General features: G+C 36.7%; 17 protein-coding genes. 8 read left to right on the top strand and 9 right to left on the bottom strand.

From position 1 onward, the window contains the following. Window positions 1-71: 71 nt before the first annotated feature. Window positions 72-2,678, bottom strand: a complete 2,607-nt coding sequence (gene acnD, locus GGG_RS0115835; RefSeq protein WP_010116619.1) for a Fe/S-dependent 2-methylisocitrate dehydratase AcnD — start codon at window positions 2,676-2,678, stop codon at window positions 72-74. A gap of 236 nt (window positions 2,679-2,914) precedes the next feature. Here acnD and GGG_RS0115830 point away from each other — a divergent pair, with 236 nt between their 5' ends. Beyond that, on the top strand, window positions 2,915-3,637 hold the full coding sequence (locus GGG_RS0115830; protein WP_010116617.1) for a folate-binding protein YgfZ: 723 nt from the start codon (window positions 2,915-2,917) through the stop codon (window positions 3,635-3,637). 68 nt (window positions 3,638-3,705) lie between these two features. After that, a complete protein-coding gene (locus tag GGG_RS0115825; RefSeq protein WP_010116615.1) occupies window positions 3,706-5,655 on the top strand; it encodes an AAA family ATPase in 1,950 nt (649 codons plus the stop codon). A gap of 50 nt (window positions 5,656-5,705) precedes the next feature. Here GGG_RS0115825 and GGG_RS0115820 read toward each other — a convergent pair whose 3' ends face one another. Both GGG_RS0115820 and GGG_RS0115815 read right to left on the bottom strand, forming a co-directional pair. Then, entirely contained in the window at window positions 5,706-6,884 is a 1,179-nt protein-coding gene (locus tag GGG_RS0115820; RefSeq protein WP_029574637.1) for a sorbosone dehydrogenase family protein, read from the bottom strand. Between the two features lie 379 nt (window positions 6,885-7,263). Beyond that, window positions 7,264-7,509, bottom strand: a complete 246-nt coding sequence (locus GGG_RS0115815) for a hypothetical protein (RefSeq protein WP_010116613.1) — start codon at window positions 7,507-7,509, stop codon at window positions 7,264-7,266. 155 nt (window positions 7,510-7,664) lie between these two features. On the opposite strand from GGG_RS0115815, the gene GGG_RS0115810 reads away from it, so the two are divergent. The 4 genes from GGG_RS0115810 to GGG_RS0115795 all read left to right on the top strand — a co-directional run bounded on the left by GGG_RS0115810 (window position 7,665) and on the right by GGG_RS0115795 (window position 11,697). Further along, complete coding sequence (locus tag GGG_RS0115810) at window positions 7,665-7,985, top strand: low molecular weight protein tyrosine phosphatase family protein (protein ID WP_029574636.1); 321 nt, start codon at window positions 7,665-7,667, stop codon at window positions 7,983-7,985. A 110-nt stretch (window positions 7,986-8,095) separates the two neighbouring features. Beyond that, window positions 8,096-9,835, top strand: coding sequence for a DKNYY domain-containing protein (locus GGG_RS0115805; RefSeq protein ID WP_034599733.1), 1,740 nt, complete (start codon window positions 8,096-8,098; stop codon window positions 9,833-9,835). A 109-nt stretch (window positions 9,836-9,944) separates the two neighbouring features. Continuing rightward, window positions 9,945-10,652, top strand: a complete 708-nt coding sequence (locus tag GGG_RS0115800) for a DsbC family protein (RefSeq protein WP_029574635.1) — start codon at window positions 9,945-9,947, stop codon at window positions 10,650-10,652. Between the two features lie 229 nt (window positions 10,653-10,881). After that, window positions 10,882-11,697: a tetratricopeptide repeat protein gene (locus GGG_RS0115795; protein WP_010116609.1), complete on the top strand. Its 816-nt coding sequence runs from the start codon at window positions 10,882-10,884 to the stop codon at window positions 11,695-11,697. A 57-nt stretch (window positions 11,698-11,754) separates the two neighbouring features. Here GGG_RS0115795 and GGG_RS0115790 read toward each other — a convergent pair whose 3' ends face one another. The 4 genes from GGG_RS0115790 to GGG_RS0115775 form a co-directional block, all read right to left on the bottom strand. Further along, window positions 11,755-12,678: an AEC family transporter gene (locus tag GGG_RS0115790; protein WP_010116606.1), complete on the bottom strand. Its 924-nt coding sequence runs from the start codon at window positions 12,676-12,678 to the stop codon at window positions 11,755-11,757. A gap of 111 nt (window positions 12,679-12,789) precedes the next feature. Then, window positions 12,790-13,929: an NADH:flavin oxidoreductase/NADH oxidase gene (locus GGG_RS0115785; RefSeq protein WP_034599736.1), complete on the bottom strand. Its 1,140-nt coding sequence runs from the start codon at window positions 13,927-13,929 to the stop codon at window positions 12,790-12,792. Between the two features lie 49 nt (window positions 13,930-13,978). After that, window positions 13,979-16,111 carry a TonB-dependent receptor gene (locus GGG_RS0115780; RefSeq protein ID WP_010116603.1) on the bottom strand — a complete coding sequence of 711 codons (2,133 nt, stop codon included), beginning with the start codon at window positions 16,109-16,111 and terminating at the stop codon, window positions 13,979-13,981. A 21-nt stretch (window positions 16,112-16,132) separates the two neighbouring features. Further along, complete coding sequence (locus GGG_RS0115775) at window positions 16,133-17,431, bottom strand: carbohydrate porin (protein WP_010116602.1); 1,299 nt, start codon at window positions 17,429-17,431, stop codon at window positions 16,133-16,135. A 416-nt stretch (window positions 17,432-17,847) separates the two neighbouring features. Here GGG_RS0115775 and mutM point away from each other — a divergent pair, with 416 nt between their 5' ends. Continuing rightward, a complete protein-coding gene (gene mutM, locus GGG_RS0115770; RefSeq protein ID WP_010116601.1) occupies window positions 17,848-18,696 on the top strand; it encodes a bifunctional DNA-formamidopyrimidine glycosylase/DNA-(apurinic or apyrimidinic site) lyase in 849 nt (282 codons plus the stop codon). After that, window positions 18,693-18,977, top strand: coding sequence for a peptidylprolyl isomerase (locus GGG_RS0115765; RefSeq protein ID WP_010116600.1), 285 nt, complete (start codon window positions 18,693-18,695; stop codon window positions 18,975-18,977). Before mutM ends, GGG_RS0115765 begins: the two co-directional genes overlap by 4 nt. Window positions 18,978-19,031: 54 nt before the next feature. Here GGG_RS0115765 and GGG_RS0115760 read toward each other — a convergent pair whose 3' ends face one another. Both GGG_RS0115760 and mscL read right to left on the bottom strand, forming a co-directional pair. Further along, entirely contained in the window at window positions 19,032-19,628 is a 597-nt protein-coding gene (locus tag GGG_RS0115760) for a hypothetical protein (RefSeq protein WP_010116599.1), read from the bottom strand. Between the two features lie 96 nt (window positions 19,629-19,724). After that, entirely contained in the window at window positions 19,725-20,156 is a 432-nt protein-coding gene (gene mscL, locus GGG_RS0115755) for a large conductance mechanosensitive channel protein MscL (RefSeq protein WP_010116598.1), read from the bottom strand. Window positions 20,157-20,289 lie beyond the last annotated feature (133 nt).

The following is a 20,289-nucleotide window of genomic DNA, read 5'->3' as shown; positions in this document are numbered from 1 at the left end:
CCTTTTATAGGAGGGAGTTCCCCTCTTTATCAAAGAGGGGTTAGGGAAGATTCAACATTATTAAAAAATAACTACGCCACATTCCCTTCCAAGAAATCCTGTGCAAAGCGTTGTAATACACCACCCGCTTCATATACAGACACTTCTTCTTCCGTATCTAAACGACAAGTGACAGGCACTTTAATGATCTGTTCTTTACCATCATCGGTAGAACGCTCAATCACCAAAGTTAAGTCAGAACGAGGTGCAATATTACCAATCACGCTATACAACTCAGTACCATCAAGCTTCAAGGTTTTACGGTCAGTCCCTGCTTTAAACTCAAGCGGTAACACGCCCATACCCACCAAGTTAGTACGGTGAATACGCTCAAAACCTTCCGCAACAATCGCTTCAACACCTGCAAGACGAACACCTTTGGCAGCCCAGTCACGGCTAGAACCCTGACCATAATCCTTACCCGCAATGATAATCAGCGGTTGCTTACGATTCATATACGTTTCAATCGCTTCCCACATACGCATCACTTCGCCTTCAGGCTCAACACGTGCTTTCGAACCTTGCTTGATCGTACCGTCAGAACGCACCACCATTTCATTAAACAATTTTGGATTGGCAAAAGTCGCACGTTGTGCCGTCAAATGGTCACCACGATGCGTTGCATAGGAGTTAAAGTCTTCCTCAGGTACACCCATTTTATGTAGATATTCACCTGCTGCCGAATCCATCATAATCGCATTCGATGGTGATAAATGATCCGTTGTAATATTATCAGGCAAGATCGCAAGCGGACGCATATTCGACAATGTACGAGGTGCAGCCAAAGCCCCTTCCCAATACGGCGGACGGCGGATATAGGTACTTTGTGGACGCCAGTCATATAAAGGACTTGCTGCTTTTTCAGTAACACCCAAATCAAACATTGGAATGTACACTTTACGGAACTGTTCAGGTTTCACCGCTTCTTTAACCAATGCATCAATTTCTGCATCTGATGGCCAAATGTCTTTCAGGTAAATTGGTTTACCCTCTTTATCTGTACCCAATGCATCTTTTTCGATGTCAAAACGAATTGTTCCTGCAATCGCATACGCGACAACGAGCGGAGGAGATGCCAAAAATGCTTGTTTTGCATAAGGATGGATACGACCATCGAAGTTACGGTTACCCGAAAGTACCGCAGTTGCGTACAAGTCACGATCAATAATTTCTTGTTGTAGTTTAGGGTCTAAAGCACCTGACATACCGTTACACGTGGTACATGCATACGCCACGATACCAAAACCGAGTTTTTCTAAATCAGTCAATACGCCGGCTTCTTCAAGATATAAAGCAGCAGCTTTAGAACCAGGTGCAAAAGAAGATTTCACCCACGGCTTACGCGTTAAACCCAATTCATTTGCTTTACGTGCCAATAAACCTGCTGCAACCGTATTACGTGGGTTTGATGTATTGGTACACGAAGTAATTGCAGCAATAATCACAGCACCATCTGGCATTAAACCATCGGTACGATTTTCAACAACACCTGCAATGCCTTTTTCTTTTAAATCAGCCGTAGAAACACGTGCATGTGGGTTTGATGGGCCTGCAATATTACGTGTTACTGTTGAAAGATCGAAGCGAAGTACACGTGGATATTCAGCTTGTTTCATATCTGATGCCCAAAGACCAATTTCTTTGGCATAGTTTTCAACAAGTGCAACTTGCTCAGCTTCACGGCCTGTCAGGGTTAAATAATCAATGGTGTTTTGATCGATATAGAACATTGCCGCAGTTGCACCATATTCAGGCGTCATATTGGAAATCGTGGCACGATCACCCACTGACATGCTGTCTGCGCCTTCGCCGAAGAACTCAAGATATGCACCGACAACACGTTCTTTACGCAAAAATTCAGTCAAAGCCAAAACGATATCTGTTGCAGTAATACCCGCTTGACGTTGTCCAACAAATTCAACCCCGATAATGTCTGGAAGACGCATCCAAGATGCACGACCTAACATGACATTTTCAGCTTCCAAACCACCCACACCAATCGAAATTACACCCAATGCATCGGTATGTGGTGTATGTGAATCTGTACCGACACAAGTATCTGGGAATGCTAAGCCATCACGGTTTTGCACCACTGGAGACATTTTCTCCAAGTTGATTTGGTGCATGATGCCGTTACCCGCAGGAATCACATCGACATTTTCAAAAGCTGTCTTAGTCCATTCGATGAAATGGAAACGGTCTTCGTTACGACGGTCTTCAATGGCGCGGTTTTTCTCAAATGCATCTGGGTCAAAACCACCGTATTCCACAGCAAGTGAATGGTCTACGATCAACTGCGTTGGGACAACAGGATTCACTTTAGATGGGTCGCCACCTTGGTCTGCGATCGCATCACGTAAACCTGCAAGGTCTACAAGTGCTGTTTGTCCAAGAATGTCATGGCACACAACACGTGCAGGATACCAAGGGAAATCATGGTCTTGTTTACGGTAAATCAGTTCTTTTAAAGATTGTTCGAGAATGGCTGGGTCACAACGGCGTACTAACTGCTCAGCCAATACTTTTGAGGTGTATGGAAGTTTTGCATAAGCGCCTGGCTGGATGTCTTCTACGGCTTGACGCACATCGAAGTATTCGAGCTGGGTGTTTTGCAGTGGTTTACGGTAGTTGTTATTCATCGGGTGTGCCTCTTGCATCATTTTGTACTGCGTGTCTAATGGCTTGAATAGTACACTGTCGAAAACCCATTTCCCAAATCGTTTATATTTCATGTATTTACATATAAAAACAGGGGTTTTAGAAACATTTAGTAACAATTACATTAAAATATTTGCACTAAAACTTCTCTTTTTTGAAAAATAGCGGACAATAAGAATCATTCTTTAGTATTAGATTTAAGACAAGCGAGCATTTCATGAGCGATTTAGCTTTCTCCTCTTTCACGTTAATCGGTGTAGATGCACTCAAATTTCTGCAAGGGCAAGTGACTGTAAATGTTGAAGCTTTGGCTGAAAATGTTTCTCAATACACAGCGATTTGTGATTTAAAAGGTCGTATTCATTTTGGACTTTGGTTAAAAAAACTGAATCCTGAACATTTCGAAATCGTAACCACACAAGACCAAGCGGAAGAGTTTGCCAAGCACATTAAAAAGTTTGGTGCATTTTCAAAAATGAAGCTTGAACAAGCAGCTCAAGTTTTCCCTATTTTGAATGGTGCAACCACTGACTTTTCAACGACTGAAACGGATGTGAATGCATGGCAGTTACAAGCCATAGATGCAGGTCAGGCATGGATTTCAGCTGCAACTGAGCATTTGTTTCAGCCTCAAGAATTACGTTTACATCAGCGTAATGGTGTGCATTATGACAAGGGCTGTTATTTGGGTCAGGAAATTATTGCCCGTTTATGGTTTAAGGCAAAACCAAAAAGTTGGTTACATTTGGTTTTAGGTGGTGGGCATGCCCCTGCTCCTGCGACCTTGTTGAATGATAATACACAGATCGTCAACAGCATCGAACTAGATGACACTTACAAAGCTTTAGTGATTGCAAAACCTGCTGCTTTGGCAGAATTAAGTTTAGATATTTTAGACTTGCCTGAAAGCTTAAATGGTGATGTAGCGAGACCGCAGTAACTTTATATTTTTTAGAATGTTGTGATACATTAGCCTCTAAAACTTCTTCTTAGTTTTGGGGCTTTTTAATGACTGAAAAATTATACTATTGGGCGGAAAATTTAGACGGTTATAGCTCTGATAATGTACAGAATTACGACCAAGTTATTGAAATAAAGCGATTGAACTTTTTTATTGGTAAAAATAATGTCGGCAAAAGTCGATTTTTAAGAAACCTTTTCATCTCTAGTAATACCTCCCAAGAATACGTCCCTATTATTGACTCTTCAAAAAAGAGAATTATCTTAACTTCAATTGATGATTTTATAACTCAAAATAATCAAATTACTATTCCTCAAAAATTTACAGATATAGAAAATTATAAAGAGCAATTAAATATTTTATTACAAGATTTCTTTTTCACTAGTAAAAGCAAAGATTACACTATAAAAAATTTGAATTATTTCAAGGAATTAAGATCTGGTTATTATTCAATAACCGATGCTTATGAAGCAATATATAAAGAACTACAATTAATGGAAAAAAGCTTAAAAAATATATTCAATAAAGTATTTTATATTCCAATACTTAGAGGTATGAGACCTTTTCAAAATGAAAATTTTGCCAGTGAAAAAACAGCAATAATCACGAATAGAACTATTGATGATTATTTTAAAGAATATTCATTTGACAATGATACAAATAGGCTTCTCAGCAAAAGTAGCTCACCTACTAGAAAATATGAGTTTGAAAGTAAAGAGTTCAAATACATTCTAACTGGTGAATCATTTTACGGTGAGTTACTAAAACTATTACTTGGTGAACCTGAAGATCGTGAATTGATCGCCAATTATCAAATAAAATTATCTAGTTATTTTTTTGATAACCAAACAATAACTCTAATCCCCAAAATTAACGATGATGTCATACATATAAAAATTGGTGACGAACCACAGTTTCCAATTTATCAACTAGGTGATGGTCTACAGCAAGTGATTACTCTTACCTATGAAGCATTTATCAAAAATAATGAAACTCATGCCTTTTTTATCGAAGAACCTGAATTACACATGCATGCAGGTATGGTTCGACAACTCATGAATTTCTATCTAAATGAAACTAAACACTATTATTTCTTTACCACACACTCCAACCATCTTTTAGATATGGCAGATGAATCAGATCAAGTCATCATTCAGAAATTCGTAAAACAACCAAAAGAGAATCCTAAAGATGGCTTTGATTTTAAAATTTATCGTTGTGACCGAGATCGTGACCTACTTGCCTCTCTTGGTGTAAAACCATCTTCTGTTTATTTAGCGAATTGTACCATTTGGGTCGAAGGTATTACCGACCGTTTGTATATCACTAAATATATGGAAAAATATTTAGATGAATTAAAAATTTCTGACGAGGAACTTTATAAAAAATACCGTCGTTTTATGCCGAATTATCACTATACATTTGTTGAATATGCTGGAAGTAATTTAACACATTGGTCATTTAGTGATGATTATGCAGATCATTTAGATGACAAAGGGCTCAGCGCAAAGGCTGTAGCAAGTGAAATGCTCCTCATTGCAGATGGTGATATCCAAAACAAAGCTGATCGTGTAGAGATTTTACAATCTGAATTAAACGCTGAAAATTATTTTATATTGTCATGTAAAGAGACAGAAAACACATTGCCTTTTAATGTAATTATTCGTGTCGCAACAAACCGTTTTGAAAGAATGAATAGTGAAACAAAAGATGGCTACAATATTGAATTAATAAATAATATTAGTGATAACAGTTATTTCGATAATACTGAATTTGGTATTGGACGTTTATTAGATGAAGCGATTAAAATACCTAATCAAATTCCTTCTAAAAATCCATTTGCAGACGGTACTGGGGTCGGAACGATTAAGAAAAAATTAGACTTTTGCCGTGAAATCATCAAAGATTTTGATGAAAATCCTGATTGGCAACTGACACTAAAAGCAAAAGAACTTTGCGAACATATTTTTCAGCATATTGAAAAATGTAATAGATAAAACAATCATCACTTCAAGCCAAAGTTTAAAACACTTTGGCTTTTTTACAACTACCCTTTCTTCCTCACAAAATAAACCACACCCCCCTTATCATCTGAAAAATAAAAGGAATTTGCATCTATACGGTAAATATCCGCAGGGCGACCATTCACCTTATTCCCCACTAAAAAACCATCCATAAAAGTTTCAAGTTTTTGCCCTTTACGCATAATCACAATTTTATAACCATGACCAATTGTGGCATCCGTAGAACCATGTAAAGCAACTAAAAAAGAATTTTTAATCGTGTCATCCGTATTCGGATCATCAAAATAGTCAAAGCCAAGTGCAGATGAATGCGAGGGGAAATAGGCATAAGGAGACGGTACATTTTTACATCCTGTTGGACGTTTAAATTTTGGATCTGCAAAAATTTTACCATTCGACGAATAACAAGATGGCCACCCATAATCCATATCACGTTTCAGTGCATAAAAAGTTTCATCAGGCTTATTTTTACCTAAATGGTCTGCGCCTTGATTGGTGGCAAATAAAAATTTACCCACCCATTTCAAACCGACTGCATTGCGTAAGCCTTTGGCGAAAATCTTTTGTTCCGAACCATCGGGGTTCATTTCTAAAACTGCCGCTCGAACTTTTTCTTTCTCGACACAAGCATTACAACTTGAGCCAACTGAAACATAAATTTTACCGTTTCCACCTACGGCAATAGTTCGTGTTAAATGCCAACCCCCATATTTATAACTTAAACCATAATCAGGAAAACTCGCTAAAACTTCAGCTTTAGCCGTGGGTTTAATTTCACCTTGGGTGAATTTTCGTCGGGTGAGCTGATGAGTTTCAGCTAGATACAACCAATCTTGTCCAGAAGAATCGGTATAAAATTGAACTGAATTTGGATTCTTCAAACCTGTCATATAAGGAATGATTTTGCCAAATTTTCCAGTTTCAGCATTCCATTCATCCAAAATATAAACGATGCCTTTTTCATTGTCGGATAAATCGTGCATATCCGTTACAAACATTCTACCGTCGGGCGCTTTGCTAAAAAAACGAACTCGTTTTAAACCCTCAGCCGCTGGAATGATTTCGTAATTTGCTGGAAGATTTAAAGAAAAACGCTTCCCATTTTTCAAGTTAATTTGATGAGGAACAAGATTTGGCTGCCCTGCTAAAATTGCCATTGAACAAAATAGACTTAGAAATAAGATTGAGAATATTTTCATCATTTTAGATCGGTCTCGATTCATCTTACGAATAACAGCTTCTTTTTTATACTATATAACTTGAATGATGAGTACATAGTCAAATGCTTTTGGTAAAACAAATATAGGCTCTTTATATACAAGTTATTATTTTATATTAATTTTTAGCCCAACCACTGCAAGCATCTTTGCAGTGGATTAAGGCATTCACTTTCGTTCTGTCGGTATAAACAAAATATCAAAACAGGACATAAACAAATCAAACAGTTACAACAAAAAAAAAGGGATTACTTTAGAAATCCCTTACAACAATCAATACTTGGACAAAAGGCTCATCTAAGTGCTTAAACCGTTTTTTATATCGCTATTTAATAACTCACTCATTTTCAATGAATATTAAAGATCAAAACCCATGGAATAATTTATTCATATCTTTACAAAGGTAATCTTTAAAATGAAATGCACGTGCATGTTTTGCATCAAATTTTGCAGTCTGCCCATCTTTTTCAAAAATATAAACACGGTCATTCTTACTGACTAAAAATTCAGCACCAAGTTTCATCAATAAAGCATCAATTTTATCTTCATCGGCAATACTGTCATCTTGACTAATCTTGTCATAATTACGTCTAATGCCTTTAATAAACATCGGTCTTCTCACAATTTCATTTAAGGGCAGATTTAACCAAAAGCTGAGCGAAAAACAAATCTCTTTTCATCATTTTTGAGTAAACTTTGAGAATCTATTGTTTTTTAATTGTTAGCAGTGAAATTCCCTAAAAATCTAAATAGGAAAATCTCAACGTGAACGCCCTTTTTATCTGTAGCCGTAACCAATGGCGCAGTCCCTCTGCTGAACGAGTTTTTAGTGTGGGTTATGGTATTTCAACTCGTTCTGCTGGAACCAGTAAGCATGCTAAACATACCATTTCCCTCAAAGACATTGCTTGGGCAGATCTAATTTTTGTCATGGAACAAAAGCATAAACAAAATATCAAAGAGAAATTTCCAAACCAATTACAACACAAAAAAGTGATTGTTTTGGATATTCCGGATGATTACCAATATATGGATGAAGAATTAATTGAAATATTAAAACAGGTCATGCAACCTTATTTGCCTTAAATTAAACAAGCATTGCTATAAAACAGTGAAACGAATTCTCAACTGAAACTATGGCAAAATAACTTAAAATATTTGTAACTTAATCCTGTAAGTATTTTAAAAATAAACAGATGATGCAAAATCCACTTAAAATATTTTCAATCATTAAAAATTTAATGCTGATTTTTACGGCATGTGTGCTTCTATTCAGCTTAAGTTTTATCTTTAAATTTACTGATTCAGGCTCAGATAAAATTCCTTATGGTGCGACAACAGAAAAACTTGGAATATTTGAAAAATACAACAATCAAATCTATGCAGCAGTACCCAGCAATGGTGATTATCTGATCCCAGAGGCAGATATCCATAGCTTTTATTTACCGAATGATGATTACCAGTATCGACAACTTGGCGCAGATCAACGCCATGTTTATTGTGGCAATATCATCTTAAAAGGTGTTCAACCTCAACACTTAAAAACCATCGGCGCAGGCTATTTTACAGACGGAAAAGATACTTGGTATTGTTCACCTATGACCGAGAGAAACAAAAATTTAAATGCCGTTCAAGAAATTTGGCAAATCATGTTGCAAAATTTTGCAATCGGTTCCAAACCACAAAGCTATCTCTATCCATATTTTAAACTTGAACGCAGTCAACAGCCTTATCGCATTAATTTAACAAATAAGACTGCAAGTGATGGAACATCAACATATTTTCAAGGGAAGTTATTAAAAGGAGCCAATCCAAATCAATTGAAATTGGTCACTGGTGAGCGAAATAATGCCTATCGCGCTGATGGCAAAAATGTGTATTACGACAATACCTTGCTCAATTTAAAAGCCAATGAAAAACTTTATACGATTAAAATAGAAGGCTTAAATAACCAATCTTACTTGGTTAATCCTATAGATGGCATGGTCTATGTCAATGAATTTGCATTTGATCCACAATACGCGCCATATCATCTGTTAAGTCAACATGGCAATCACATCAATCATGCATTGTTCTATAACGATACGGGTATTTATTATTTTGATTTAAATAAGAAAAAAATGCATCGTGCAGGTGATAATCCATTTTTAGGACAATCTTTTAAAGAAATTGCACCGTTGGTTTTTTCCAATGGTAAACAATTGCTCTATGTACAAGCCAAAACCTATCGTAGCCGTAAAGGTTCATCATATTCAAAAGTAACGCGTATTTTAAAATTAGATGAACCACTTCATTCAACTTGGCAAAAACTGGGCGATGTGAATTACAACTATGGTTCTGTATGGAAGAATGGAAATGCATTTTATTATTTTGATCAGTTAGGAGATAGCCAACTGGTCAAAGCCACGATTTATCATATCCTTGATCAACACACTATTCAAAACCTATTAACAGCTCAACCACGTACCGATGATATTCGACAATGGATTGATGAACAAAAGCTGGTTGAAGCCAAACACACAGAATTGGTTGAAGCAAAAACCACTAAACACTCAGATAAATATTGGGGCTTGCTCATTCCAATTCTTTTCGTTGTTATTTTCAGCATCATCATGGCTATATTTAAAAAATTTAATTTAAATTTTGCCCCATTTTATATTCAAAATCACAAACTCATCGTCACCCATTTAATGATGAGTTCTTATCCATTAGATCAGATCAAACAAGTTGAGTTTAGTACGTCTAGGACAACACACACAGGTGGTTATATTGGACATTTTCAAATTTTACTGCGCACTGGAAAACGTTCGAAAACTTTTAATTTTAGTAGCAAATTAAGTTTACGTGCGGACTCACAAACAGAGTTAAATCAATATATCCAACAACTTAGTAAAGTGTTAGCCCTTAACGGCATTCAAAGCACTCAGTTAAATTAACTGCAAGATCAACTGAATATTGAAATCACAATTACATGATCTCAATATATTTTCGATCATGCTTTAATGCAAAATAAGCTGATTTTTTACTGATTCACTGAGTTAAACCATGAAAACTTGGCTATCGATACTAACATTAAGCCTAATGACACTAAGTGCAGCTCATGCTGACATTCAAACGCTTGAGCAGAATTTAAAGACAAAATACCCTGAAATTCCTGTGAAATCAGTACATAGCACGCCTGTTAAAGATATGTATGAAGTCTATATGGGTGGACGTATTGTGTATACCAATGAGGATGCACAATATTTCTTTGTCGGTAATTTGATTGATTTAAAACAACAACAGAATTTAACCGAAGTACGTGAGCAGATTTTAAACCGTATCGATGTTAAATCTTTACCTTTAGAACAAGCAATTAAACATGTCAAAGGCAATGGCGAACGTGTGATTTACTTATTTAGTGATCCTGATTGCCCATACTGCCAGCATCTTGAAAAAGAACTTAAAAATATAAATAACGTCACCATTTATTTATTTTTATACCCAATTACTAGACTACATCCAAATGCAGCCACTGTAGCTGATCAAATTTGGTGTTCAAAAGATCCATACAAAACTTGGCAAGACTATACAGTTGATAAAAAACAACCTGCAAAAGTGAAAACATGTAAGACACCGATCGAAAAGAATATTCAACTTGCCAAGAAACTCGAAATTGATGGTACACCAACCTTTTTCTTAAAAGATGGTAGCCGTATTTCAGGCGCACGTGATGCAAGTGAAATTGAGTTATTATTAAAAGCTGTGAAATAAAAGTAATAGAATCGTTTTAAGGACAGATTTAAAATTTAGGTCTGTCCTGATGTATTTAAGCATTTATTAATGATTTTTCTATATAAACAATTTAGACAGAAATACATCAACTTATACAATTGATATATTTACATTTACAATTTTCAATTTATGATTAAACACAGATTCAACAGTGTTCTAAACACACCAATGGAATGATGTTGAGATTAAAAAAAGGTATCCATTCACAATGAAAAAAATTCTCTTAGCCACCCTACTCAGCTTATCTACTTGTGCAACTGTTTTTGCAGCAGATGCGCCAAAAAGTAATATAGATCCAGCATTTGCCAAAGCTCAAGAACTGATCCAAGCTAAAAACTATACTGCTGCTTACCAAGAGTTGGACAAACTTGCGAAGACTGGTAATGCGCAAGCAATGTACAATATCGGTTACTTGACTCAAACGGGTCAAGGTACAGCAAAAGACGATAAGAAAGCTTTAAAATATTATCAAGATTCATCGGCAAAAGGTTACCCTGTTGCGAGTTATGTTTTAGCTCAAAGCTATGCAACTGGACAATTGGGCTTAGCGAAAGACCCTAAAAAAGTACGTGAATATTTAGAAAAAGCATCTACGCAAGGTTTTGATGATGCGACTGTTGAATTGGCTGTTTTATTATTTTCAGAAGGCAAACCTGCATCTGACAAATTAGCAGTACAAAAGCTTGACCCACTATTGAAGAAAGGTTTTCCACCTGCTATTCATGCCAAAGCACTTTATGACATCACTGATGGTCTAAAGACTAAAAATGCAGTCACAGTAAATCAAGGCTTAAAAGCGATCCAAGACTTAGCGCAAAAAGGCTATATCCCTGCGCTGATGGCCGTTGCAAATATGATGACCAATGGCAATCTGATCAATCAAAACTTGCCTGAAGCTCAGAAAATTTTTGGTGAATTAGCAAAACAAAATGTTCCTAGAGCGAAAGAGTCTTTGGAAGTGGTGAACAAGCTCATTGCAGACAAAGCGAAAGCACCTGCACCAGCTGCTGCACCTAAGAAATAAGCTTTTTCTTTAGAAAATATATGCTATGAAAAATATACTCTCTATGGAGAGTATTTTTTACCACCAAATACCAATCAAAACGCTAACAACAATAAAACTTAAAACTGTGCTGATCATCAACGGCGTCAGTGCTTTTTCATTTAAACCATAGATCTGCCCAAAGATACCAAATATGGATGGCATCGGCAGCGCAGCAATAAGCGTCCCTGCATAAATCATTTTTTGATCTAAATCAGTAAAATAGCGTAGCCCCAAATACACCAGTATCGGCATACAGATATTTTTAGAAAAGACCAAATACAAGGTCTGAGTATTGACAGACTTGATCGTCAATCCAACCATACCTCCACCAATAATAAACAGTGCCAATGGTGCTGCTGTTTGCCCAAGCATGACAAAAACTTGGTCTAAGTGATGTGGAATCTGTAGCTGTAGAATGGCGCAACCCATGCCAATAAAGACAGACAAAAACAATGGGTTTTTAAATAAAGTCAAAAAGATACTTTTAAATATTTCGGTAAAATTTGGTTGATTTTGCCGTCCTATTTCAGCCAAAACTAAAACCATTGGCACCAAAAGAACACTTTCAATAATCACCACTAAAGAAATATAGATCATTGCTTCATTATCCATAAGCAAGGTCAATATTGCTGCGCCTAGTAGCCCTGTATTCGACATAGATGCACCATGTGACAAGATTGAAGCATGGGTGAAGGTGTTAGAAAACACTTTGAGGCCAATCATAAATGACAGCGTAAATAATAATGCTGTAACGCCTGCATAAACAAAGAAATAGGATGGGTACCAAATTTCATGCAGATTTTTAGAGGCTAAAGCGTGTAATAACAATGCAGGTAAAGCAATTTTAATTACAAAAGCACTTAGGGCTGTAATTTGCTCTTTAGTAATGAGTTGAATTCGAACTGAAAGGAAACCTAGGAACAACAGGAAAAATACAGGAAATATTACCGAAAAAATCATTCAACTGCGTCCTTTCCTGAAGATATTCGAAAGATATATCCTCAGACATATCTTTCAAATATTTAAATACTTATATATTTTAAGTAAATCTTGATTGGTGAATAATGTACATTAGAACGCTGAAAATAACGCTTTAACACCATGTGGTTGGCAACGCAAATATTGTGGTGCAATCTCTATATTTTCACCCAACTTTGTCGCTGCATGCCAAGGCCAACGAGGATCATAGAGCATGACACGTGCTAATCCAATGGCATCAGCTTCACCATTTTGTAGAATCTGCTCTGCTTGCTCAGCTTCGGTAATTAAACCCACTGCAATCACTGGAACATTGACTTGTGCCTTAATTGCATTTGCAAATGGAACTTGGTAATTTGCACCAATTTTAATGTTTTGCTTTTCGTGTAAACCAGCCGAAGACACATGAATATACGCAACACCAAGTTGTTCCAATGCTTTGGATAATTCAATACTTGATGCAATATCCCAACTATTTTCAGCCTCCATCCAATCCGTTGCTGAAATACGAATCCCCACAGGAAAATCTTGTGGTACGGCTTGCTGGATGGCTTGAACCACTTCTAAAGTAAAACGAATACGATTTACAAAGCTACCACCATATTCATCCTGACGATGATTCGACAATGGCGACATAAATTGATGTAGCAAATAACCATGCGCCGCATGAATTTCAACTAATGAAAAACCAGCCTCAACTGCACGAACCGCTGCCGCTGCAAAGTCTTGCTGTATTTGCTTAATTTCAGCAATGCTTAATTCATGCGGTAAAACATCATTCTGACTAAATGCAATATTGCTTGCTGAAACAGTTTGCCAACCATGTTCATGCTCAGGAGCAATCTGACCTTTACCGCTTTTCACTAACCACGGTTTTTCTGTAGATGCTTTACGTCCTGCATGTGCAAGCTGTATTGCAAAAGGCATCGGTGAAATCGTTTTCACCTTGTTGATTAAAGCTTTAAGTTGGTCACGTTGGGTATCATTCCAAAGCCCAAGATCGGCATAACTAATTCGTCCCTGAGCCTGTACTGCTGTTGCTTCAACGATACATAAACCTGCACCTGATAGTGCATAACTGCCCCACTGCTGTTCATGCCAGTACGTAACTTCACCTTGATCAGTTGCAGAGTATTGACACATCGGTGCAATGACGATTTTATTCACAAGGGAAAGTGTCCCAAACTGAATTTGCTCAAATAGTTTTGATTTTACAGACGAATTAACGGATATAGACACGGACACGTTACCTCTACTTTTTCAATACAATGCTGAAAGATGATTAAAACTGCTTAGTGACACTCAGCCCAGCACTCCAATTTAGACCATCTGCAGGTTCAAAGAAACGACCATTTCCATCATTCACAATCACAGAACCCACATAGTCTTTATCAAATAAATTATCAACACGAGCAAAGCTACGAATTTTCCAATCGTTATCTTTCCAGATATAGCCCACATTCACACTGGTTAGGGTATAACTTGGCGCAGCATCAGTATTTAGATCATCGACATAGATTTTATCCATATAACGAACTTCTAGGCCTGCATTAAAACCAGTTTCAGGAAGCCAGCCGAGAGAGATAAAAGCTTGGTTTTTAGCAATCCCTGGAATGTAATTGTCTTTTTTAATGACTTTTTTAGGATCTGAATTTGGAATATCTGCATCGAATGTTGCATCTAGGAAACTATAGCTTGCTTGTGCAGTTAAATCTTTCCAAAAACGCTTATTCCACGACAGTTCAACACCCTGACGTAAAGTTTTATCTGCATTTTGATAGGTCGCTCGACCATCAACTGATCCCGCAGAAACAATATCATCCTGTGTATTGCTTTGGAAAACCGCAGCAGTGAAATGACCCAGTTGATTTTGTGCTTTTAAACCCAGTTCATAGTTATCACTGGTCGATGGTTTTAACGCAAAATTAATACCTGCCGTGCCAGAGTTTGGATACGCCATTTCGGTAAATGTGGGTGTTTCAAAACCTTTGGCATAACTGATATAGGTTGTTAAATCTGATGTGATGTCCCATGTAAACGCTGCTGAAGGTAAAAATTTCTGATAATCCGTGCTACCGCTATCATCACCATTCACACCTTCAATATAGTGATCTTCAGATTGATAATGCACATTGCTATAACGCAACCCTGTATCCAATCGTACCGTCGGTAAAAATTGCCATGAAGCTTGTAAATAAGGATCTAAATTCCATAAAGTATTCTTTTCATCACGACGTAAATCACCTTTAACGCCATAACTTGGTTTATTATTTTCTAAAATAAAGTTTTCGTAACCTTGACGATCTTCATTCATGGCATCATATGCCAAACCCACACTAAAACGTGTATTTGGCAATAAGTCTTTACCTGTCCAACGTAGATCTGCACCGTAATAATCACGTTCAAAATCAATCACACCACCCGCCTGACGTGGGTTGTTTTGCGTTGACATTGGAATAGACTGATATTGTGTGACTTCACGATGACCTAAATACACCATCGAATAAATTTCATTTTGGTCATTAATTGGCTTCGTCCAATTGATACCTGTCTGTGTTTGGTTAATATCTTTACGAACATTAAATTGTTTTAAAAATGGCACTTGTTGTTTAGGATTTGCTTTCCATTGGTCACGTGTTAAACCTTGAGGATCATTGGCAGAAATATCCACATAATTCATTAACCAATTAATTTTAGAGCCATCATCTAAATTCCACGTCAATTTGGCATTACTTAAAACCTTCTGCGCATCGCTATGCTCACGATAGCCATCGGTATCAAAATACGATGAACTCACTACATAACTTGGTTCATTGGCTTTATCCGCACCACCTTGCAAGATAATATTTGCTCGATTTTTATGATTACTCCCACCTGAATAACCCAACTCGATCGAATCCCGACCTTGGCCTTCTTTGGTTGTGGTTAAAATCGTACCACCAGAAGAATTTCCATAAAGTGATGAAAATGGCCCACCAAGCACTTCGATATGATCCAAACTGCTTAAATCAATATTCGATGTCTGACCTTGCCCATCTGGCATAGTTGCAGGAATACCATCGACATATAAACGAATCCCACGTACCCCAAATGTTGAACGTGCGCCAAAACCACGCATAGAAATTTGTAAATCTTGTGCATAGTTTTCACGGTTATTGAGCTGTAACCCGGGAATACCTTTGAGCGTTTCAGAAAGATTAACGCCAATATTATTTTGGTTTTGATCTTGGTCTATTCGGTAAACTGAAGCAGGTGTATTCAGAAAACTGGTCTCTGAACGTGTTGCTTCAACTTTAATCGTGGGTAAGAGCTGAACGGAATTCGACGATTCCGTTTCAGCATATAAGTTTTGAGCAATGCATGCTGTTAAACAAAGCAGTGTTGTTTTAGTTTTTAAATGATTCACGCTTTGCATCTGCAATATCCTTTAGGGTATTTAGAAAATAACTTTAGACCCTAAGCCAATGACCAATGCATTATCCACTTGATTTGTCGCACCTGGATGTACAACATACTGTACTAAAGGACGAAGCATGAACCATTTAGCAGGGTAATATGAGTAGTTTAGCTCAATATTATACTCTGCATCTTCATTTAACTGTCTCAAATTTGTGCCTAAACGGCTATTATTCACATAACTGAGATAACGATCATTCAGATGCACACGGTTTACAGCCAAACCTAAGATATCGTTTGGATGTTCTTCCAGTAAGCCATAATATTTCAAGCCAAGTTGTTGTGAATCATTCACAGCAGTCGTTGTACGATCATGTACCGTAAAGTTACCAAAACTGTGTAAGCCACGTTTCCCCTCACCTGTCGATGTTAATTGCTGTTCAAAGCCGAACCAGCCGCCATAAGAACGATCTTCACCTTTCGTTCCTGCTTTATAGGCCACATCATATTGGTTCTTTGCATCATCCGCAGTGTTATATAACGCACCAAAACGATAACTTCCTGGAAGATTGTTCAGTCCTTGTTTCGGAGACCAAACCACTTCTGAAAGAATATTTACCCCATCTGCATGTTTTGTATCTAGATTCCAACCGTGGCGTTCTAAAGCATTTTCAGGGTTATATTCAAACACGCCAACTTGGGTAAATAACTCAGGATTAATTTGATATTTCACACGTGCGCCCCATTGTGAAACAGGCGTGTTGTACCAAAGTTTACCTTGCCATTTCCCCATTTGTGCTGCACAGAATGCGTTACCTTGGAAATCACATGCCATCGTATTAAATTCTGTACCCAAACCCATACGCCCTAAACGAACGCTCAAACCTTGATTTTTAAAATTCTTTTCAATATACAATTCACTCAAGCGACTACCCGAGTTTCCACGCCCCCAATTGGCTTGAGAATTTGCCCATTGTGGTGCATCAGGCGCTTGAATCCCTTCAATACTGGTACTTTGACCTTGACGTGCCGTAATCAAAGCACGAATGGTGACATCATCCCAACCCACCAGTTTGGACATATCCAATGTCGTACCTAAACCAAACTGAGTTCCAAAAGTTGGGGCTTGATGTGCATCATAACCACCATCTGCAAGGTATGAACCATCTGTCGCAATTGTGCCATCAAATTTAACCCCTTTCTCAGCAAGTTCAGTTCGAACACCACTCCAATCACCTGTCATGGTATTTCCATGAAGATCAAAAGCATCTTCGGCGAATGTATGTGTCATCATGGTTGTCATGGAGATTGCTAAAAGTGAAGGAACAACTTTTTTCATAGAGAAAGCCTAAATCGAAGAGAACACTGTTAAAGCATTTGTATAAGCCAGTTCAATCAAACAATATGTTTAAATCAGCATATTTAAATCAATAAAAATTAATAGAAAAATACCATTTTAAAATGACAACAACTGTTGATATAACTCAGCTTTAATACTTTCAAACCAAAATAATTCACTAGAAATTTACACATTTTTTTACATATAACTATCAGATTATTTTTATACAATTCAAAACTTTTTTTTATTAATAAACTTTATGATCAATAACAAATGTTTATTTCCAATTTCTCTTAAAAGCACAATAACAATGACCTATATTTTCCAATCAAAATAGGCCGTCATAAACGGCTTTGCTTTATACAAAGCTTATTCTCCAATACAATAGCCTCAATGTTTTGTATTTTGATGATAACATGCCTGAACTACCAGAAGTTGAAACAACAAAAGTCAGTTTGTTCCCCTTACTGGAACAAAAAGTGATTGATGTTCAAGTACGAGAATCTCGTCTGAGATGGCCTATTCCTGAAGATATTCAAAACTTAAAAGGGCAAAAGTTATTAAAATTAAGCCGTCGTTCTAAATATATTTTGGCTGAGTTTGAAACACATAGCATGCTTTGGCATCTGGGTATGTCAGGTAGTTTTAGACTATGTGAGACGCAAGATGAATTACGAAAACACGATCATCTGATTATTCAATTTGAAGATCAGCAATTGCGCTACCATGATCCTCGTCGCTTTGGTTGTATTATTTGGCTCAATGAAGAAAGCCAAGCTAAACTAATTGATACACTAGGCCCTGAACCATTAAGTGATTTGTTTAATACAGAATACTTAATCAATAAATTAAAAAATAAGAATGTCGGCATAAAAATTGCAATTATGGATAATCATGTTGTGGTCGGTGTTGGCAATATCTACGCCACAGAAAGCCTATTTAATTTAGGTATCCATCCAGCGCAACCTGCTTCAACATTATCTACAGACCAAGTTCAAAAATTGGTCGTGGAAATTAAACGTATTTTAAAACAAGCCATTGATTTAGGTGGCTCAACCTTAAAAGACTATAGCAATGCCATGGGTGAGAATGGTTATTTTCAGCAAACCTTATTGGCCTATGGTCGTGCAGGTGAGATGTGTGTGAACTGTGAAACAATACTGGAAAATATAAAACTTGGACAGCGTGCAAGTGTATTTTGCCCACAATGCCAACCTTTGAAAAAAGTGAACACATCCCAAATTCAGCGAGGTAAATCTAAATGAAAACTGCCATTGTTCGTCATATTTTAGTAAAAGATAAAGATTTGGCAGAACAACTCAAAAAGAAAATTTTAGATGGCGCTGATTTTACAAAAATTGCCAAACAGCATTCCACATGTAACTCAGCCAAACGTGGTGGTGAACTGGGTGAAGTCAAAAAAGGACAATTGGTTCCTGTGATTGATAAACTGGTTTTTACAGCAGCAGAGCGTGTACTGCATGGCCCTGTTAAAAGCCAGTTCGGTTTTCACTTAGTTGAAATTAAGTTCCGTATGGATTTTTAAACCACCTTTTTGACCATTTATATATATTCAAATGCGTTGAAAATACAAATTACTTTAATGTGATGTTTCAACTTTAAAATCTTCAACATATTGAGAATATTGATCGATATAAGGTCTAAACATTTCAGCGCGCGTGGTGAAATAAAAAACCTCATTACCATTACGCACAATCGTTTCAGGGGATTTGCCATTACAAAAACCATTATCAGACTCAACCGCAGTTTTCAAACTGATAAAATTCTTTTCAGCCTGTTGTGCATCTTCAAAAGCAAAAACCAATAAGCTGAAATCTGGACGCACTTTTTCTTGGCCGACATCCACTAAACTTTCTGCTCTATATGAACGTATCCCATCCCCTTTGACCTGAATAATTTTATTATTGGTGCAATCATTTTCAGACCATGATCTACCACTTTCTTTTTCAACAAACTCAAATTGATCTTTTAATAATTGCGTCTGCAAGGCCACCAATAAAGCATCATTTTCATCAATTGATTTTGCTTCGATCACTTCAAAAACAGTTTTCTCATTTGGCATATCTTCAAAACTTAAATTCTTAGTTTTGTTTTGAGTATCTTCTTGATTCTTTTGTGGTTCAGAACATCCTATTAATCCCAAAAGCATCATTGCAATGATTAAACTTTTTTTCATTCTGATATTCCTATTATCCTTTAAGAATGATCATAAACGATTCACACAAAAAACGGCACTTAAAAGTGCCGTTTAATTATGAGGAATGATCCATCATTATGCTTGTGGACGATTTTTCAACTCGTCACGAATTTCACGTAATAATTCAATATCTTCTGGAGTCGCTGCTGGTGCTTCTTCCGCAGGTTTACGAATTTTATTTAAGAATTTAACCAATAAGAATACAACCCACATTAAAATAAGGAAGTTCAATACAATCGTGATGAAATTACCATAAGTTAAAACGTTAACCCCTGCTTTAGTTAGTTCATCTAAAGAGGTTAAGTTATTCGGGTTTTCCCCAAGCACAATAAACTTTTGAGTAAAATCAACACCACCACCTGTAATCACAGAAATTAATGGCATGATGATATCTTTCACTAAAGAATCAATAATTTTATTGAAAGCACCACCGATGATTACACCGATAGCCAAGTCCATCATATTGCCTTTGATAGCAAACTCTTTAAATTCTGAAATAATGCTCATTTGTATCTCCACGCTCTATTTATGCGTAATTTTTATGTGACGAAGTATACATTAAAATTTAATATATATTTCCACCTAATTTACTAGGTTTTTATAAATTTCCTATAATTTTTTTACAATTTATACAAAAAAA

The sequence above is a fragment of the Acinetobacter sp. P8-3-8 genome (assembly GCF_000214135.1).
In the GTDB taxonomy this organism is placed as follows: Bacteria; Pseudomonadota; Gammaproteobacteria; order Pseudomonadales; family Moraxellaceae; genus Acinetobacter.
The sequence above is the reverse complement of the archived record's forward strand: the minus strand, read 5'-3'. Positions and strand labels throughout refer to the sequence as shown.

Bases quoted from the DNA above. Each gene is read 5' to 3' on its own strand.
- GGG_RS0115775 (WP_010116602.1), bottom strand. From the start codon at position 17,431: ATGAAAAAAGTTGTTCCTTCACTTTTAGCAATCTCCATGACAACCATG.
- GGG_RS0115830 (WP_010116617.1), top strand. From the start codon at position 2,915: ATGAGCGATTTAGCTTTCTCCTCTTTCACGTTAATCGGTGTAGATGCA.
- acnD (WP_010116619.1), bottom strand. From the start codon at position 2,678: ATGAATAACAACTACCGTAAACCACTGCAAAACACCCAGCTCGAATAC.
- GGG_RS0115815 (WP_010116613.1), bottom strand. From the start codon at position 7,509: ATGTTTATTAAAGGCATTAGACGTAATTATGACAAGATTAGTCAAGAT.
- GGG_RS0115765 (WP_010116600.1), top strand. From the start codon at position 18,693: ATGAAAACTGCCATTGTTCGTCATATTTTAGTAAAAGATAAAGATTTG.
- GGG_RS0115800 (WP_029574635.1), top strand. From the start codon at position 9,945: ATGAAAACTTGGCTATCGATACTAACATTAAGCCTAATGACACTAAGT.
- mutM (WP_010116601.1), top strand. From the start codon at position 17,848: ATGCCTGAACTACCAGAAGTTGAAACAACAAAAGTCAGTTTGTTCCCC.
- GGG_RS0115820 (WP_029574637.1), bottom strand. From the start codon at position 6,884: ATGATGAAAATATTCTCAATCTTATTTCTAAGTCTATTTTGTTCAATG.
- GGG_RS0115780 (WP_010116603.1), bottom strand. From the start codon at position 16,111: ATGCAAAGCGTGAATCATTTAAAAACTAAAACAACACTGCTTTGTTTA.
- GGG_RS0115805 (WP_034599733.1), top strand. From the start codon at position 8,096: ATGATGCAAAATCCACTTAAAATATTTTCAATCATTAAAAATTTAATG.
- GGG_RS0115795 (WP_010116609.1), top strand. From the start codon at position 10,882: ATGAAAAAAATTCTCTTAGCCACCCTACTCAGCTTATCTACTTGTGCA.
- GGG_RS0115825 (WP_010116615.1), top strand. From the start codon at position 3,706: ATGACTGAAAAATTATACTATTGGGCGGAAAATTTAGACGGTTATAGC.
- mscL (WP_010116598.1), bottom strand. From the start codon at position 20,156: ATGAGCATTATTTCAGAATTTAAAGAGTTTGCTATCAAAGGCAATATG.
- GGG_RS0115790 (WP_010116606.1), bottom strand. From the start codon at position 12,678: ATGATTTTTTCGGTAATATTTCCTGTATTTTTCCTGTTGTTCCTAGGT.
- GGG_RS0115760 (WP_010116599.1), bottom strand. From the start codon at position 19,628: ATGAAAAAAAGTTTAATCATTGCAATGATGCTTTTGGGATTAATAGGA.